General features: G+C 41.7%; 14 protein-coding genes. 8 read left to right on the top strand and 6 right to left on the bottom strand.

The features are described 5' to 3' along the window. The first annotated feature begins 197 nt into the window (after positions 1-197). Positions 198-668: a DUF4079 domain-containing protein gene (locus UYK_RS0114205; RefSeq protein WP_071588124.1), complete on the top strand. Its 471-nt coding sequence runs from the start codon at positions 198-200 to the stop codon at positions 666-668. Positions 669-738: 70 nt separating this feature from the next. On the opposite strand, the gene UYK_RS0114200 is transcribed toward UYK_RS0114205, so the two are convergent. Further along, a complete protein-coding gene (locus UYK_RS0114200; protein WP_009457132.1) occupies positions 739-1440 on the bottom strand; it encodes a DUF1997 domain-containing protein in 702 nt (233 codons plus the stop codon). Between the two features lie 176 nt (positions 1441-1616). Between UYK_RS0114200 and UYK_RS0114195 the strand changes: the two genes are divergently transcribed. After that, positions 1617-2276 carry an NAD(P)H-binding protein gene (locus UYK_RS0114195; protein WP_016871623.1) on the top strand — a complete coding sequence of 220 codons (660 nt, stop codon included), beginning with the start codon at positions 1617-1619 and terminating at the stop codon, positions 2274-2276. A gap of 86 nt (positions 2277-2362) precedes the next feature. Then, positions 2363-3016: a glycoside hydrolase family 24 protein gene (locus tag UYK_RS0114190; protein ID WP_016871622.1), complete on the top strand. Its 654-nt coding sequence runs from the start codon at positions 2363-2365 to the stop codon at positions 3014-3016. Positions 3017-3041: 25 nt separating this feature from the next. Here UYK_RS0114190 and menH read toward each other — a convergent pair whose 3' ends face one another. Next, positions 3042-3890, bottom strand: coding sequence for a 2-succinyl-6-hydroxy-2,4-cyclohexadiene-1-carboxylate synthase (gene menH, locus UYK_RS0114185; protein WP_009457135.1), 849 nt, complete (start codon positions 3888-3890; stop codon positions 3042-3044). A gap of 886 nt (positions 3891-4776) precedes the next feature. On the opposite strand from menH, the gene UYK_RS0114180 reads away from it, so the two are divergent. The 5 genes from UYK_RS0114180 to UYK_RS0114160 all read left to right on the top strand — a co-directional run bounded on the left by UYK_RS0114180 (position 4777) and on the right by UYK_RS0114160 (position 13502). Then, positions 4777-7218, top strand: coding sequence for a phosphoketolase family protein (locus tag UYK_RS0114180; RefSeq protein WP_009457136.1), 2442 nt, complete (start codon positions 4777-4779; stop codon positions 7216-7218). Between the two features lie 245 nt (positions 7219-7463). Next, positions 7464-8357, top strand: a complete 894-nt coding sequence (locus tag UYK_RS0114175) for a polyphosphate kinase 2 family protein (RefSeq protein WP_016871621.1) — start codon at positions 7464-7466, stop codon at positions 8355-8357. 115 nt (positions 8358-8472) lie between these two features. Beyond that, complete coding sequence (gene pgm / locus UYK_RS0114170) at positions 8473-10137, top strand: phosphoglucomutase (alpha-D-glucose-1,6-bisphosphate-dependent) (protein WP_016871620.1); 1665 nt, start codon at positions 8473-8475, stop codon at positions 10135-10137. A gap of 392 nt (positions 10138-10529) precedes the next feature. Next, the gene (locus UYK_RS0114165; protein ID WP_009457139.1) at positions 10530-11972 is read left to right on the top strand and encodes a TldD/PmbA family protein; all 1443 of its coding nucleotides are present in this window, start codon (positions 10530-10532) and stop codon (positions 11970-11972) included. Between the two features lie 183 nt (positions 11973-12155). Beyond that, a complete protein-coding gene (locus UYK_RS0114160) occupies positions 12156-13502 on the top strand; it encodes a metallopeptidase TldD-related protein (RefSeq protein ID WP_016871619.1) in 1347 nt (448 codons plus the stop codon). Between the two features lie 47 nt (positions 13503-13549). Here UYK_RS0114160 and UYK_RS0114155 read toward each other — a convergent pair whose 3' ends face one another. The 4 genes from UYK_RS0114155 to UYK_RS0114140 form a co-directional block, all read right to left on the bottom strand. After that, complete coding sequence (locus UYK_RS0114155) at positions 13550-13846, bottom strand: putative quinol monooxygenase (protein ID WP_009457141.1); 297 nt, start codon at positions 13844-13846, stop codon at positions 13550-13552. Positions 13847-13989: 143 nt separating this feature from the next. Further along, entirely contained in the window at positions 13990-14622 is a 633-nt protein-coding gene (mtnB, locus tag UYK_RS0114150; RefSeq protein WP_009457142.1) for a methylthioribulose 1-phosphate dehydratase, read from the bottom strand. 4 nt (positions 14623-14626) lie between these two features. After that, positions 14627-15262: an HAD-IB family phosphatase gene (locus UYK_RS0114145; RefSeq protein WP_009457143.1), complete on the bottom strand. Its 636-nt coding sequence runs from the start codon at positions 15260-15262 to the stop codon at positions 14627-14629. A 2-nt stretch (positions 15263-15264) separates the two neighbouring features. Beyond that, positions 15265-15816: a 1,2-dihydroxy-3-keto-5-methylthiopentene dioxygenase gene (locus UYK_RS0114140; RefSeq protein WP_009457144.1), complete on the bottom strand. Its 552-nt coding sequence runs from the start codon at positions 15814-15816 to the stop codon at positions 15265-15267. Positions 15817-15883: the final 67 nt, after the last annotated feature.

The raw sequence follows: 15883 nt of genomic DNA, 5'->3' as shown, positions 1-15883 counted from the left end.
GTCAATTGTCCATTGTTGGTTGTTGTAGAGAGGTGCCATGGCACCTCTCTACAGTGGTTAGTAGTTATTGGTTTAATACTCCTCCTTGTCCCCCGTGTCCCCCTTGTCCCCCTTGTCTCCCCAATCCCCATCACCCCACCGCCCCAATTTAAGGTTATGCTAATTTTTATGAAGATTTAAGAATAGGGGCTAAGGCAATGAATCTGGAACTATCACCATCGGTAAAATACTGGTCGCAATTCTTTCACCCTATCATGATGTGGGCATTATTACTAATATCTGTATACGCTGCTTACTTGGGTCTGCAAGTGCAGCGCACGAGAAATGCCCAGGGTGAACAAAAGAAAGAACTGATTAAAGGCAGATATAACGTTAGACATTATCAAATTGGATCTATTTTATTGGCATTTATGGTGGCGGGCTCTATTGGTGGGATGGCTGTAACCTACATTAATAATGGTAAGTTGTTCGTTGGGCCACACCTGCTAGCAGGTTTGTGCATGACTACTATTATTGCCTTTTCTGCTGCTTTATCTCCCTATATGCAAAAAGGGGCAAATTGGGCCCGTGTCACTCATATTTTGCTAAATTTTACCCTTTTAGGTCTGTTTACTTGGCAAGCTATCACAGGTATGCAAATTGTGCAAAAAATTCTGACTAATGCTTAGTCAGTAGCTATTGGTCATTGGTTATTAGAGATTGCAAATGACAAACGACACATGACCAATGACTATTAATTTATTTATTTTTCTTGACATTTGCTGGTAATTCTATGCCCAAAGACTGATGAAAATCTTCCTGGACTTTACGGGTTAAACGGCGGGAGACTTGACGGACAATTTGATTAAGTAAGCGATCGCCTGTAGATTGCACTAAAGCCTTGGGTAGTCGCTGAATAAATCTGGGAAAGTTAATGTAGACTTTTAAATCCAATTCCCACTCTACTCTCGTAATTTCTACAGAATTATTAGAAAATTGGGATTGTTGAATTTCTATCAGCTGTAGCGAAGAATTATAGTCTACTTCATAACCAGGTGCTTGGTAGTTGGGAACCGGGATGGTACGAATGCGGTAAATACGATCTTTAGGAGGAAGTAATTCTAAACCAACTTTCGGTTCTACTTCATAACCAAACGACCCAAAGCGACCTATTACCAAAGCATAACCATTTTCCCCCAGTGGTTCTACTTTCATCGGTTCAGCACACCGGGAAAACCAACTACTATGATTATTTAAATATTCAGCAATTGTGTCAGCAGAGGCATACATTTCCATGCTGTCTTGATAACGACCATAAAATATCGTGGTAGTCCCTAGAGATTTTTCTGGAGATGCAGTTTCAGTGTCTGCGATCGGTGATGCTATAGACAAAACAGCCTCTGTTGACTCCAAGGACTCAAATGATTCCATAGACTGATATTCTTGTTTTTTTGAAATCATAAGATTTTTGTATATTTTTTAAAATTGTCTAAATTAATATTTCCCCGGTTCAGTGCAAGGTTTCGTACCAGATCTACATTTTGACGAAAAACTTAAAAATACATTATAAAATTTCATCGAATCTCTACAATAGAGACAGAAAAAAGACATACTAGTTTCCCAGGATAGCGTAAAAAATGAAAGCTTTTGTAGCAGGAGCAACAGGAGAAACAGGTCGTCGCATCGTACAAGAACTGACGGTGCGAAATATTCCCGTCTGCGCCTTGGTGCGCGATGTCGCAAAAGCCAGGAATATTTTGCCCAACGAAGTTGAATTAGTGCAAGGTGATGTGTTGGATCGACAAAATCTAGCTGCTGCTTTGGGAGATAGTACAGTCGTTTTGTGTGCAACAGGAGCAAAACCCAGCTTTGACCCTACAGGTCCTTATAAAGTAGATTATGAAGGTACTAAAAATTTAGTCGATGCTGCCAAAACTAAGGAGATAGAGCATTTTGTTCTTGTTTCTTCTTTGGCTACTTCCCAATTTTTCCATCCCCTGAACTTATTCTGGCTAATTTTAGTCTGGAAAAAACAAGCTGAAGAATATCTGCAAAAAAGTGGTCTGACTTATACAATTGTCAGACCAGGTGGTCTGAAAAATGAAGATAACACCGACTCAATCGTCATGCAAAGTGCGGATACCTTGTTTGAAGGTAGCATTCCTCGACAAAAAGTCGCTCAAGTTTGTGTAGAAGCTTTATTTGAGCCAGCAGCACGCAATAAAATTGTAGAGATCGTAGCCAAACCAGAAGCTGCGGCGAAAAGTTTTAGCGAGTTATTTGCAGGTGTAGTCTGACACAAAAATCAATAGTTATTTGTCATTTGTCATTTGTAAGATCACTAACCAATGACCAATTTTTAAGGAGTCGAACTCTGAAAGGCTTGGAACTCAAAGGCGTTGAAAAATTCATCGGCCCACTGGCTGCTTTATTAGTATTTGTGTGTTTATTCCAGTGGTATATTATCGATAATTTGCGATCGCGTCCTGATCCCGTATTCAATACTAGACAACCGCCCTTAGTAATGAAAGGCGGTGATCCCTATATCCGCGCCTTGATGCGAACGATTTCAGCCAGCGAAGCTAGCGGTAATCGTCCCTACTCGCTTTTGTATGGTGGAGAACATGTCAGTGATCTCAGCCGCCATCCAGAAAAGTGTGTCACCATTGTCGTTGGTCCCAACAAGGGTAATTGTTCTACAGCAGCCGGCAGATACCAAATCATCAACACAACTTGGTTTACAATTGCACCCAAATATCATCCAAAGCCAACGCGACTTATGTTTTGGGTTCATTACAGTTTTGAACCAGAGTATCAAGACACAGTCGTACATAGTTGGTTGAGTGATTCTCAAGTTTGGGGAGTAAATATTTCCCAGCTACTACGTCAGGGGAAATTAGATGAAGTTTTGCGGCGACTATCTCCCACATGGACAAGTTTGGGATATGGCATTGAAACCAATTCTGTCAGCCCCCTTTTACCTAAGATTTATCAAAAGATGTTACAAGAAGAGTTAAAGATGGCGGGGAAAGGATGAGGAAACAGGGATTGGGAAGAGGTTTTCATGCTTGATTGTGGGATTTTTCCCTGAATGGCTGATTCGATATTAAAAATTTTTTGAGATTTTCTACAAATGCATTTGGATTTTCAAAGTGAATATTATGCCCTGCGTTACTAACTATTTTTAGTTGGCAATATTGGCATATCTTAGCCATCTGTTGATTTATATCTATAAATTTTTCATCATATTCGCCCGCTAATAAGAGTAAATCATTTTGATTCTCTTTAAGTTTTTCCCACAAAGAAGGTTGGCAGCCAGTACCCATTAATCGCAGAGATTTAGCTAACTCTATGGGATTATTTTGTGTTCTAATTTCTATCAAACTCTGAAACTGTGGATGATTTTTGATATTGCCAAAAATCGGCTGATTATACCAATTTATTAAAAAATCTATAAAATCATTTTTTTCAATGCTTCTTTCTAATTTTCTAGCAATTTGCTGATCCCGCTGAATTCTTTCTTGACGTTCTGCTAATTTTATTAAACCAGGAGAAGCAGATTCTAGAACAACTTTTGGAAATTTCCCAGGAAAGTATAAAGTGAGATATAAAGCTAATCTGCCCCCCATAGAGTAACCAACTAAAAAGCATTGATGAATTTTTAAATTATCTAATAAGTCAATTAAACCTTGGGCAGTATGTGTCATTGTATAGTAATCTTCACTTCCCAAAACTTTTGTATTTCCATGACCCGGTAAGTCTACTTTCAAACAATAAAAATCGTTATTTAGTAATTGTATTACTTGATCAAATTCATGACTGTTACCCATAAATCCATGTAGAAAAAGGATAACAGGCTGATTGCGATCGCCATCGAAAGCATAAACTAATTGATAATTTTCAATTGTCATAATTAGGTATGGGTAATCGGTAATAGGTTTCAAACAATCTTCCTTAGCAATACGAATTAACTTTAAATTGTACCGTTCTACTTGGTTGATTTAAAAGAAAAAATTATATTTTTCAAACTTTTGTCAATTCTAAATCACTTCAGAATATAAATTTTTTCTAAAAATATGGTTAAGAAAAGTTTATATAAGAATTTTTGATAGTAAACAATTAATTTAACTATAAGTCTCACACTTTATTTTTGAAAAAAAACGACCTACTTATCTACCTCCCTTATTCCACTTCTTTTCCTATTGCCTACCTCTAAGAAAAGTTCGTGAAGCAAATGAGACTGCTGTAGAATAATTTAGGATTTACGCACACTCTACAAACCCTTGGCGTTCTACCGTTCCGGTAGACACGAAGTGGCTTCTGAAAGTAGCCGCTTGCGCGTCTATGGCATCTTGGCGGTTCGATAAATAAATCTTTTTAGCAACTTTTGCCTAAGTCCTGTAGTTAAGACAATCTCCAGCAGCTTCTGCTCACATCTAAAATATTTTGGTTAAAATCTATGTAATTTAGTTTTTTTTCAAAGTTTAAATTCTCAATTTTCAACTAAAATTTGCTTGAGTGGCTCATTTGCTGCTGTTGACCTAACATAGTTAACAAGTTATTAAAACAAGCATTTGAGTGAGGTTTATCTACCTATTGAATTAGACATATATATCTTCTGTTCTATCTGATTTCTACCCAGCGATAGTTAAGAAATCCTTTACAAGAGTGCAATCACTACAAAAGCATTCTTGATTGCAATGCACAAATTTGAATTCCGAATTCCAAATTGCATAGACACGTAGACACAAAGCGGCTTGTTGTAGAGTATTCCAAATTAAATTACAAAGGTGCAAAATGGTAGCAACACCCCCAAAACCAAGCGCTGAAGAAACTAGCTCTATTACCTGTTATGGCAAAGCACGGTCAACAGTTGCCGGTGCGCCCCTTAGCTCTGATGAACTCCGTAAAATGCACGCATTCTGGCGTGCTGCCAACTACTTGGCTATTGGCATGATTTATCTGCGGGAGAACCCATTGCTCAGAGAACCTCTCAAACCCGAGCATATCAAGCATCGTTTATTAGGACATTGGGGTTCCAGTCCGGGGATCAGTTTTATTTACACTCACCTCAACCGCGTAATCAAAAAATTTGACCAGGACATGTTATACATAGTAGGTCCTGGTCACGGTGCGCCTGGATTCCTTGGCCCTTGTTACCTAGAAGGTAGCTATTCCCAATACTTTTCTGACTGTAGCGAAGACGAAGAGGGAATGAAGCGATTCTTCAAACAGTTCTCCTTCCCTGGTGGAATTGGTAGCCATTGTACCCCTGAAACTCCTGGCTCGATTCACGAAGGAGGCGAACTAGGTTACAGCATATCTCATGCTTATGGTGCAGCATTTGATAACCCCAACTTGATTGTTGTTGCACTTGCTGGCGACGGAGAAGCCGAAACAGGGCCTTTAGCCACTTCCTGGCATTCTAATAAATTCATCAATCCCATTCGTGACGGTGCAGTGTTACCTATTCTGCACCTGAATGGTTACAAAATTAACAACCCTACCATTTTGGCTCGTATCAGCCATGAAGAACTAGAAGACTTATTTCAGGGTTATGGCTACACTCCCTACTTTGTGGAAGGCTCTGATCCCGAAAGTATGCATCAGGCAATGGCCGCAACTTTAGATCATTGCATCTCGGAAATTCATCAAATTCAACAGGAAGCTCGTAGTAGTGGCATTCCTAAGCGTCCTCGTTGGCCGATGATTGTGATGCGTACTCCCAAGGGTTGGACAGGTCCTCAGGAAGTCGATGGACACAAAGTCGAAGGTTTCTGGCGCGCTCATCAAGTGCCAATGGGGGCAATGCATTCTAACCCAGAGCATGTGAGAATGCTAGAAGCATGGATGCGCAGCTACAAGCCTGAAGAGCTATTTGATGAGAATGGTAGGCTATTCCCTGAAATTAAGGAAGTGGTTCCCACAGGCTCAAAACGTCTGGGTTCTACTCCCTACGCTAATGGTGGTGTGCTGCGTCGGGGGCTGAAATTACCCGACTTCCGCAAGTATGGCATTGAGGTTAAAAAGCCTGGAACAATTGAATTTGAAAACACCAAGCCTCTGGGGGTTTTCTTGCGCGATGTCATCAAGTCGAACATGTCTAGTTTCCGCGTGTTTGGCCCCGACGAGACTACCTCCAATAAGCTGAATGCTGTTTACGAAGGCAGTAAGAAGTTTTGGATTGCTGGGTATTTGCCAGAAGATGCAGATGGTGGTGAACTGTCACCTGACGGTCGCGTCATGGAGATATTGAGTGAACACACCTTGGAAGGCTGGCTGGAAGGCTATTTGCTCACCGGTCGTCACGGCTTTTTCTCCACCTACGAAGCCTTTGTCCACGTGATTGATTCGATGGTGAACCAACACGCCAAATGGCTAGAAATAAGCAAACATGTTAGTTGGCGCAAAGAAATTTCTTCACTCAACATCTTGATTACCTCTACCGTGTGGAGGCAAGATCACAACGGCTTCACTCACCAAGATCCAGGCTTTTTAGATTTGATTGTCAATAAGAGTGCAGACGTGGTTCGTGTGTATCTTCCCCCCGATGTCAACTCCCTGTTGTCAGTTGCTGACCACTGTTTACGCAGTCAGGACTACATCAATGTGATTGTGTGTGACAAGCAAATGCACTTGCAATACCATGATATGGAAGCTGCTGTCCGCAATTGTACCAAGGGCATTGATATCTGGGAGTGGGCCAGTACAGATGCTGGTACAGAACCAGATGTAGTGCTAGCTTGTGCAGGTGACATTACCACCCTAGAGGCATTAGCAGCATCTGTGTTATTGAGAGAAAATTTCCCTGACTTGAAGATCCGGTTTGTTAACGTCATTGACTTGTTTAAGTTACAACCAGATACAGAACATCCTCACGGTTTGAGCGATCGCGATTTTGACAGCCTCTTCACCCTTGATAAGCCAGTCATCTTCAACTTCCACGGCTATCCTTGGTTAATTCATCGCCTAGCTTACCGCCGTCATAACCACAACAACATGCATGTACGCGGTTACAAAGAAAAAGGCAACATTAACACCCCACTGGAGTTGGCAATCCAAAATCAGATTGATCGTTTTAGTATAGCGATCGATGTGATTGATCGGGTTCCGAAACTAAAAGTAGCAGGTGCCCACGTCAAAGAAATGCTCAAGGACGAGCAAATTTCCTGCCGTAACTACGCTTACGAACACGGTACTGATAAACCCGAAATCGTGAATTGGAAGTGGCCTTACTAGTTAAGTAAGGTAAAGGGTAAGTCAAGAAGGATGAAGGGTCAAGGGTGAAGGTTTTAAATTAAGTATATTTTCCTTTGCCCTTTACCTTTATATCAGGCTCGGATAATCACTTTAAGTTTACATACCCACTGCGATGCTCCGAAGGAACGGTCTTTGACCATCGCAACTCTTAGGTAATACTCCACTTACCAATTACCCATTACCAATTACCAATTACCCTTTTCCCAACTCCCTAGTCTAAAGCTATGTCTTACGCGGACTTCCTGACTCGCTTGAATCCCAAAGCTATGATTGTTCCACGTGGAGCAAAGATCAAGATGAGAGACTTTGATCCAGACTATACGGGCAATTTTCAAAAAAGTGAAGCCCAAGAGTTATTGCAAATCGGGGTCAAAGAGTTAGCGAAGTATCAGGATATACTTTATGCTCAGGATACCTATGCTTTGCTGATCATTCTTCAGGCTTTAGATGCCGCTGGTAAAGATGGCACAATCAAACATGTCATGTCGGGGATCAATCCTCAAGGTTGCCAAGTATTTAGTTTCAAAGCTCCTTCCGCCGAGGAATTAGATCACGACTATTTGTGGCGATCGTTCAAAGCTTTACCAGAACGAGGACGCATCGGGATATTCAATCGTTCTTACTACGAAGAAGTGCTAGTGGTGCGTGTACATCCAGAACTGCTCGCCAAGCAAAAATTGCCGCCTCCAACAAAAGATAAACACATTTGGCAACAACGATTTGAAGAGATAAATAACTTTGAAAAATATCTTGTTAATAACGGCATTATCGTACTGAAATTTTTTCTCAACGTCTCAAAGGAAGAGCAGAAAAAGCGCTTTTTAAAGCGAATAGAACTTCCGGAGAAGAATTGGAAATTTTCTATCAGTGATGTCAAAGAACGACAATTTTGGGATGAATACATGCAGGCATACGAGGATGTCTTCAACCATACCAGTACAGAGTGGGCACCTTGGCATATTATCCCAGCAGATCACAAATGGTTTACCCGCATTGCTGTAGGCTACTTTATCTACGACAAATTGAAATCCTTAAACTTAGCGTATCCCAAAGTTAGTGAAGAACATTACGCACAATTGTTAAAAGCAAAGGAAATCCTGGAAACAGAGGAAGGCTAAAAGGTACAGGGAAAATTCAATACCTTTAATCTTTCCCCTTGTCCCAACTTCCTGTAAGAAGTCATTTCACGGTATTCTGGACGTAGCCAAACCATAGCAGCATAGGTCGAGCGCCATGCAGACAACAGCCGCAGAACAAATCAATCCCTTGGCTGGGAAACCTGCTCCAGCCGATATTTTGATTGATGTCGAACAGCTTTTGGATCAGTACTACACGGTTCATCCTGACCCTGATAATCCACTACAACGCGTTAGTTTTGGTACATCCGGTCATCGTGGCTCTTCTGCCAATGGCACATTTAACGAAGACCATATTTTAGCCGTATCTCAGGCGGTTGCTGAGTATCGTCAGAGTCAGGGTATTAATGGACCGCTGTACATGGGCATGGATACACACGCACTCTCGGCTCCTGCCCAAAAGTCTGCGTTAGAAGTACTAGCAGCTAATAATATAGAAGTTCACATAGCTGCGGGCGAAGGTTACGCACAATACACGCCCACACCAGCAGTATCTCATGCTATTCTTTCCTACAACAAAGGCAAAACTAGTGGTTTAGCAGATGGGATCATCATTACCCCATCCCATAACCCACCTAGTGATGGTGGTTTTAAATATAACCCGCCTTCCGGTGGACCGGCGGAACCAGAGATTACCAAGTGGATTCAAACCCGTGCCAATGAGTTGATGGCAAATCAAAACCGGGATGTGAAGCGCATTCCCTATGAATCTGCTATCAGGGCAGCCACGACTCACTATTTTGACTTTATTACTCCCTACGTCAACGATTTAGAAAATATCATCGACATTGATGTCATCAAATCCTCTGGTATCCGCATTGGTGTTGATCCCCTGGGTGGATCGAATATTGCTTATTGGCAGCCGATCGCTGAACGTTATGGTTTAAATATCACCGTAGTTAACAACACCGTTGATCCAACTTTCCGCTTCATGAGTGTAGATTGGGACGGTAAGATCCGCATGGACTGCTCATCACCCTACGCTATGGCTAGTTTGGTCAAGATTAAGGATGACTACGATATCGCCTTTGGCAATGACACAGATTCTGATCGCCACGGTATCGTCACCCCCAGCGTTGGCTTGATGAACCCCAACCACTTCCTGTCTGTGGCAATTTGGTATTTATTTACCAATCGTAGTGGCTGGCCGGCAACAAGTGCGATCGGTAAAACTTTGGTCAGTAGCAGCATGATTGACCGAGTGGGTAAAGACATCGGACGGCAGGTATGTGAAGTACCCGTCGGCTTTAAGTGGTTTGTAGACGGTTTGCTTGATGGTTCCTTTGGCTTTGGTGGTGAAGAAAGTGCTGGTGCTTCTTTCTTGCGTAAGGATGGAACTGTCTGGACGACAGATAAAGATGGTATAATCTTAGACTTGTTAGCAGCAGAAATTACGGCACGCACGGGTAAAGACCCTGGTTTACACTATCAAGACTTAACAGCAAAACTAGGCAAACCGTTCTATAAGCGGATCGATTCTCCCGCTTCGCCAGAACAAAAAGCGCGTCTGGGTAAACTTGCGCCGGAAGATGTGAAAGCATCCACCCTTGCTGGTGATCCTATTACTGCCAAATTAACGAATGCTCCTGGTAATAATGCTCCAATTGGTGGGTTGAAGGTAACGACTGAAAACGGCTGGTTTGCGGCTCGTCCCTCTGGTACTGAGAATGTATGCAAGGTCTATGCTGAAAGCTTTAAGAGCGAAGCTCATCTAGAGGAGATTTTGCAAGAAGCCACACAAATAGTTGCTAATGTCGTTTAATTCTCACATTTGTGAGATAGCCAATACAAACAATCGCCGCTCTAGAATCAAATTAGGGTGGCGATTATTATGGTATTAGAAGTTCACACGAGTGATAGAAGAATAAAACCGCAGAGTCACAGAGGACACAGAGGAATAAGAGTTAGAGAGATGTTGTGCGTAAGTCCTGGGTTTTATGGTTAGCGATCGCTGCTGTGAATTTTTTATAATAAACTATATAATTAAATAAAAATACTTCATAATTTTGAAGCGTTTTATACAAATTCAAAAAATTCTACTACACATAAATAATGTTTGGAAAATAGCACAGCCGTGCTAACCTAGCATCTACATATGTAGCCTCCTTTTGGAGAATTGGTTTTACTTTTTACTTTTGTTTCTTTACTTTCTAAATGTGGTCTGAACTCACAAAAGCGATCGCTCACATCAATCTTCCTGCTGATTGGCTCGGTATCCGAGTAGTTAAAGACACCTCTGCTCATCATTCTGTGCGTGATGGCTTACCCCAACGCAACGGTAAATCTGTCACCACAGGAGCCATGCTAGAAGTCATGGTTGATGGCTGTATCGGCTATGCAGCAACTAATTCTCTCCAACTGACGAGTCTACAAAATGCTGCGAAAAAAGCGTATCAACAAGCAATCACAGCTAAGCAGTGGTGGATACATCCTTTTCAAGCCAGAAGTGAACGTCCGAAAGTGGTTGGTGAATACGTTTCACCTTTTGTTGAACCATTGAATAGTCTTAGTGCCGGAGAAATCAACCATTTACTAGTCCGCATTTGCCAATCACTCAAAGTTTCTGAGCAAATAGTGAAAACTACTGCTGGTGCAAATACTGGTGAAAGAGAAACATGGTTTGTCAGTAGTAACGGCTCAGAAGTATATCAAAAATTTTTGTTTCTCAGTACCCACTATGGAGCGATCGCCCAAGATGGAGCGATCGTCCAGCAGCGCACTAACAATGGTTGGGAAGCAAACTATTTCCAAGGTGGTATGGAATTACTCCAACCAGAAAATCTCTGGCAAAGAGTACAGCGAATTGGGGAAGAAGCAGTAGAACTCTTAACAGCAGAAGAATGTCCAACCACACGCACTAATTTGGTATTAGCCCCAGACCAAATGATGCTACAAATTCATGAAAGTGTGGGACATCCCCTAGAATTAGACAGAATTTTAGGAGATGAGCGCAACTACGCTGGTGGTAGCTTTGTGAATAAAAGTGATTTTGGGGTTTTGGTTTACGGTTCTCCCTTGATGAATATCACCTTTGATCCCACTGTTTCCGGTGAATCAGCTAGTTATGGTTACGATGACACTGGTGCTGTAGCAACACGAGAGTATTTGATCAAGGAAGGGCTGTTATTGCGGGGTTTGGGTAGTTTGGAAAGTCAAAAAAGAGCAGGTGTACCGGGAGTAGCCTGTGCGCGTGCTTGTTCTTGGAATCGACCTGCGATCGACCGGATGGCAAACTTAAATTTAGAACCAGGTAAAGCTTCTTTTGAAGAAATTATTGCTGACATAGAACACGGCGTTTACATGGAATCTAATCGATCCTGGTCAATAGATGATCGCCGTTATAAATTTCAATTTGGTTGTGAATACGCTAAATTAATTGAGAACGGTAAATTAACCAAAACCTTGCGTAATCCTAACTACCGAGCTACGACTCCGGAATTTTGGCACAGCTTAACTAAAGTCGGAAACTCTTCAACTTGGGAGATGTACGGTACTCCCTACTGTGGTAAAGGAGAACCAAATCAAGCTATTTGGGTAGGACATGGTTCACCCGTCTGTCAATTTGCTAACGTCGAAGTATTCGGTGGCGGCGCGTGAATGAAGATGGGGAACTCGGGGTCCCCACAACCCCAGGGAGTGGGGATTAGGGGAGATGGGGAGAACCGGGGATGGGGAGAATGCAGAATCAAACTCTCGCCACCACCCCACCACCCCACCCACCACCCCACCACCCGATCACAAAAGTAGCTCCCCCACTTCCCTTTCAAATTAGGAATTTAGATGAAACACGAGGAATTATCTACATTAGAAGTCAGCTTTAACCAACTGATTGATACTCTCTTGCTTAAAAAAGCAGCAACTGAAGAATTCACTGTCAAATTAAATAGTGAGCGTAGTCAATTTACTCGTTTCAATCATGCCAAAGTCAGACAAACAGGTATAGTTGCTGATGGCTGGATTGACCTAACTTTAATGCAAGATCAGCGTAGTAGTTTTCGTCAAATTCCTTTTACTGGCAATTGGGAAATAGATTGGCAAGTAACATACAATGCTTTGCAAGAACTACGCGAAGAACTTCCCTTGCTACCTTTAGATCCTTATTTAGTATTGCCATTAGGAACTAACACTAGTCGCGAAATTCATCCTGGTAATTTATTGGTTGAAGAAGCAGTAGTATCAGCAGTTTTAGAATCAGTTGCAGAATTAGATTTTACTGGCTTTTATGCTGGGGGAACTGTTGTTCATGCTTATGCCGATTCTTGTGGTCAAAAACACTGGTTTGCCACTGATTCTTTTACTCTAGATTATTCTATATTTAACTCCGAAGGACAAGCTGTTAAAGGTATATTTGCAGGTAGTGATTGGCATCAACAAGCTTATATCCAAAAAATCCAAGAAGCAAAAAAGCAACTAGAATTACTGGATCGTCCAATTAAGCAATTACCACGTGGGCAATATAAAACTTATTTTGCACCAGCCGCAGTAGCAGATTTATTAATGATGCTTTCTTGGGGTGGTACAAGTGAAGCTGATTTACAACAGGGTAATAGTGCTTTAGCTGCTCTTTCCCTTGGAGAAAAACAACTTTCTTCTAAGTTTAATTTGAAAGAAAACTTTCAACGAGGAACAGTACCGCGTTTTAATGAATGGGGAGAAATGGCAGCACTAGAATTACCAATAATTACTCAAGGAATATTAGTAAATACTTTGATAAATTCTCGTACTGCCAAGGAATATCAAAAAACTGCTAACGGTGCTAATAGTTATGAATCTTTACGTGCGCCAGAAATAAATCCGGGTAGTTTAGAATTTGACCGAATTCTACCCAGTTTGGACACAGGATTATATGTATCAAACTTGCATTACTTAAATTGGAGCGATCGCCCCACAGGTAGAATTACAGGTATGACCCGCTATGCCTGTTTTTGGGTAGAAAATAGTGAGATCATCGCACCAATAGATAATTTGCGGTTTGACGATAGTCTCTATCGCTTTTGGGGTGAAAATTTACTCGATTTCACAAATTTTCAAGAATTTATTCCCGAAGTCGGGACTTATGAAGGTCGGCAACTAGGAGGTAGTATGGTTCCTGGGATGTTGGTGAAAGATTTTACTTATACATTGTAACAAACCATTTATCGAACAAATTCCTCGTGTCGAGCAACTTCAAAAAGTTAAGCTAACAGAGTGTAGCGACGGATATCTATTTCATTAGCAACCAAGTCTTGCAACTTAGCTGCTGCTGTTTGAATATGTGCTGAAGCAAGATGAGCGTCTAAGGCGTCATTAGAAGTCCATTCTTCTACAAAGGTAAATTCTGTAGGATCAGACTGGTTTTGCAGCAACTCATACTTTATACAGCCATTCTCCTGACGAGTAGGCTCAATTATTTCCAGTAAGACAGCTTTGATATCTTCGACTTTTTCTGGCTGAGCTGTTATACGGGCAATTACACGAATTGTATTAATCATTGGTAGTCAATTGTTAGTTGTTGGTTGTCAATAGTTAACGGTCAATGGTTATTTCTACACCCCTTATACCCCATCACCCCACTGTCCCTAATCCCCACTCCCTGTCGGTCGTGGGGGCCCCGAGCTCCCCATCACCCACCTCCTCACACTTCACCAAAAACTCGCCGCGCTGCAACCATATAACGGAAGATATATTCCACTAGCTCAATGTAGTTACGAGCTGCTGTGGAGGAAGCAGCCCAAACAGTGACACCATGATCGCGGATGAGTAGGGCGGGTAATTGTGGGGGAGTGTTGCTAAATCTTGTTTTGATCTCAGTTGCAATCTGCTGAACCTGTAAATGATTAGCAAATATAGGCATAACACAATCAGGCTTTTCTTCCCAAACCCCAAGTCCTTTAAGCATTTCTAGTGGTGGCAAGGGTAAAGCATCTCCATTTACAAACCGTGAAACCAGATTAGCTTCCACTGAGTGGACATGATAGCAACTTATGGCTTCCGGAAAAAGGTTATAAATAACCTGGTGAATAGCAGTTTCAGCACTAGGCTTGGAGTCTTCTGTGGGTTGTTCTACCCTACCATCAGGATAAACCCGCACAAAGTCATCAATTGCTAATTCTCCTTTCGACTTACCACTCGCCGTAATCCAGAAGCTACCATCAGATAAACGTATTGAAAGATTACCTGCTGTTCCTACCATCCAACCCTGTTGGTAAAAGTAACGGGCAGCAGCAATTAACTCAAGACGGACATCGGTGAGGGTTGAAATGTTCATTATACTAGACAGAATTCCACAATTGTGCTAAGTAATCGCGCACTTCTAAAAAATCTTGCCAGGGGATGTAGGGTTTTTGATTTTCTTCGAGATAATAGGCTAGGCGATCGCGAGCAAACACTATCGGTGTTGCTAATGCCATATTTAAATCAGTCAGCGAATCTCCAATAGCTATTTTCTCATCTGCTGGATACTTTTCCATTACTTGCACTTTCGCAACTAATTCTGTCCCACCTTCAAACTCTGAATTAGGGTGCAAATACTCACCTTTGGTATCAACATCAACAGCGTGGATGGCATGAATTCGTGGCACTAGTTCGCCTAACACAACTTCCACCATACCCCGCAGTCCCCCAGAAACTACTACTAAAGGAACTTTCTCTACCTCCAAGAAATCCAATAGTTCTGTAAACCCCGGACGAATTGGTTCTTTGCGGGTAAATTCTAAAATTTCGGGGTAGCAAGCAGATGGAATTGACTCCAAAATCTGCCTGACTCCTGCACGTAATGTCAATCGCCGTGCATACATTTCTGGTATCAGTTGAGCAGAAAGCTGGGGTGCAAAACGCTTCAGCACAGCCACAAAGGTTTCTGATACCGTAATAGTACCGTCAAAGTCGCAAAAAATGATACGTTTCATTCTTAAGCAACAGCCTGACGTCTGTGAATTAGTGTACCCGTATATTCAGGAACCCAGCCTTCTGTATTAGTAAAATAACGTACTGCTTTCACTCTTCGCTTTGGCGTGAGATAAAACCAGTGTTCAGTTCCAGCAGGCACATTGATATACTCTTGTGGTTGCACTGTTAATTCTACCTGAGTGTCATCAGGACGCACAAAGCCAAAAATTCCTTCTCCAGCAACAACGTAGCGTACCTCATCATCTGCATGAGTATGAATCTTGTCAAACTTTGTTAGCAATCCATCCAAGTTGGGAGTTTCTGGATGAAGAACAATTAAGTCACGGAATTGATAGCCTGCTGTTTGTTGCAACTGCTCAAAATAGCGATCCAAAGCTACTAATACTTGTTCTTTTTCATCTTCGTTGAGGCTATCTTTTGCCAGTAACTCGTGTAATTGGGAATCTTCTCCTACAGGCCAATAATTGAGTTGAATATTGAGGGATGCTAATTCCCGGGAAATATATTTCAGGTCAGTATATACTTTACCGTCTTCTAGTTGTAATATCGCCATAGTCCACCTCCTGCATGAAATATTATACGGTAATTCTAGCGATTTACAAGGATATTAGTAGCAATAT

This window comes from Fischerella thermalis PCC 7521, assembly GCF_000317225.1.
In the GTDB taxonomy this organism is placed as follows: domain Bacteria; phylum Cyanobacteriota; class Cyanobacteriia; order Cyanobacteriales; family Nostocaceae; genus Fischerella; species Fischerella thermalis.
This window is presented reverse-complemented; position numbering and strand designations above follow the sequence as displayed.

Bases quoted from the DNA above. Each gene is read 5' to 3' on its own strand.
- UYK_RS0114155 (WP_009457141.1), bottom strand. From the start codon at position 13,846: ATGATTAATACAATTCGTGTAATTGCCCGTATAACAGCTCAGCCAGAA.
- UYK_RS0114175 (WP_016871621.1), top strand. From the start codon at position 7,464: ATGTCTTACGCGGACTTCCTGACTCGCTTGAATCCCAAAGCTATGATT.
- UYK_RS0114140 (WP_009457144.1), bottom strand. From the start codon at position 15,816: ATGGCGATATTACAACTAGAAGACGGTAAAGTATATACTGACCTGAAA.
- menH (WP_009457135.1), bottom strand. From the start codon at position 3,890: ATGACAATTGAAAATTATCAATTAGTTTATGCTTTCGATGGCGATCGC.
- UYK_RS0114165 (WP_009457139.1), top strand. From the start codon at position 10,530: ATGTGGTCTGAACTCACAAAAGCGATCGCTCACATCAATCTTCCTGCT.
- mtnB (WP_009457142.1), bottom strand. From the start codon at position 14,622: ATGAACATTTCAACCCTCACCGATGTCCGTCTTGAGTTAATTGCTGCT.
- UYK_RS0114145 (WP_009457143.1), bottom strand. From the start codon at position 15,262: ATGAAACGTATCATTTTTTGCGACTTTGACGGTACTATTACGGTATCA.
- UYK_RS0114205 (WP_071588124.1), top strand. From the start codon at position 198: ATGAATCTGGAACTATCACCATCGGTAAAATACTGGTCGCAATTCTTT.
- UYK_RS0114180 (WP_009457136.1), top strand. From the start codon at position 4,777: ATGGTAGCAACACCCCCAAAACCAAGCGCTGAAGAAACTAGCTCTATT.
- pgm (WP_016871620.1), top strand. From the start codon at position 8,473: ATGCAGACAACAGCCGCAGAACAAATCAATCCCTTGGCTGGGAAACCT.
- UYK_RS0114200 (WP_009457132.1), bottom strand. From the start codon at position 1,440: ATGATTTCAAAAAAACAAGAATATCAGTCTATGGAATCATTTGAGTCC.
- UYK_RS0114160 (WP_016871619.1), top strand. From the start codon at position 12,156: ATGAAACACGAGGAATTATCTACATTAGAAGTCAGCTTTAACCAACTG.
- UYK_RS0114195 (WP_016871623.1), top strand. From the start codon at position 1,617: ATGAAAGCTTTTGTAGCAGGAGCAACAGGAGAAACAGGTCGTCGCATC.